Source organism: Pararhizobium sp. P1_E7, from assembly GCF_056405855.1.
Map to the genome: position 1 here is coordinate 1 of NZ_JBFUBH010000217.1, position 1176 is coordinate 1176.

Below are 1176 nucleotides of genomic sequence, written 5' to 3' on the forward strand. Positions count from 1 at the left end.
GATGCGAAGCTCGTCGCCGACGCGCTCAATTTCCAACTCGACATCGGTCCGGTCAAACGCCAGTTCGGCTGGGATACGCACGGCCTGCGAATTACCGTTTTTGAAAGCTTTCGTGGTGTGCATTGCGCTCATCCTTGTGTGTACGCGGATGTACATTAGCCTTTTATTGATCGAATGTACATCCTGTGCACACGGACGATGCATTTTTGGCTGTGGTGGCGCATAACGCACGAGGCGTGCTCAACTGTGCCGCATTGTGTTCTGCTCCACCGAACCCGCAAACGGGTGCGGCCCATTCGGGGTTACGATCTCTTACACGGCGCGTCCTCGTGTAAAAGGGCGAGAAGTTGAGAGCGCGACCCGCGCTCACATCTGTAAGGAGCATCCGCGAGAGGCGTATGCGCATCTTCTCCGTAACATGCCGCTCTTACGATAGGCCGGTGCTCGCGCCAATGGGCAAGCGCGCCAAGGCGCTGTCGGCCGTGAAGAAAAAACGGCTTTCACCGCCAGGGCGTCAAACCTTCCTTTTTTTCTCCCCGTCCGACCCATGACCCGATCCCCGCCCTACCGGGAGCGGGCTTACGCCCCCTCCCTTCGTTCCGAGGAACGTGTGAGCACGTCCTTCGGACCAAAGGAAGAAGGCTTCGCCCACCAGCGGGTTTGAAACCCCAAGCGAAACGGGACATCAGGAGACCGAAACCATGACGACGACCATCATCATCGAACTGAACAAGCTGGATGCAGACCCCAAGAACGTCCGCAAGACCTACTCCGCTGACAGCATTGCGGCGCTTGCCGCATCGATCAAGGTCAACGGCGTTCTGCAAAACCTTGTCGTGCGGACCGCTGAAAAGAAGGGCCGGTATTTCGTCACGGCCGGAGAGCGCCGCAGACGAGCATTGTTGCTGCTGTTGGAGCAGGGCGAAATTCAGAAAAACCACGCGGTCGAATGCAAAGTGCGCGACGGTGACGACGCCACCGAAATCAGCCTGACGGAAAATGTCATGCGCGAAGATATGCACCCGGTGGATGCTTACGAGGCCTTCAGCGCCTTGGCGGATCAGGGCAAGGCGATCCCTGACATTGCCGCCCGTTTTGGAACCACGGAAATCATCGTGCGCCGCCGTCTGGCGTTGGCGAAGGTCTCACCCAAACTGTTGGACCTCTACCGCAAGG

At 58.2% G+C, this 1176-nt stretch carries 2 protein-coding genes; one reads left to right on the top strand and one right to left on the bottom strand.

The window, feature by feature from the left end; genetic code table 11:
- Positions 1–204: AbrB/MazE/SpoVT family DNA-binding domain-containing protein (locus tag AC1D17_RS29025; RefSeq protein ID WP_477568646.1), on the bottom strand; the 204-nt coding region annotated here is incomplete at its 3' end.
- Positions 205–701: 497 nt separating this feature from the next.
- On the opposite strand from AC1D17_RS29025, the gene AC1D17_RS29030 reads away from it, so the two are divergent.
- Positions 702–1176 (top strand): ParB/Srx family N-terminal domain-containing protein (locus AC1D17_RS29030; RefSeq protein ID WP_477568645.1); only part of this gene is annotated, 475 nt, incomplete at its 3' end.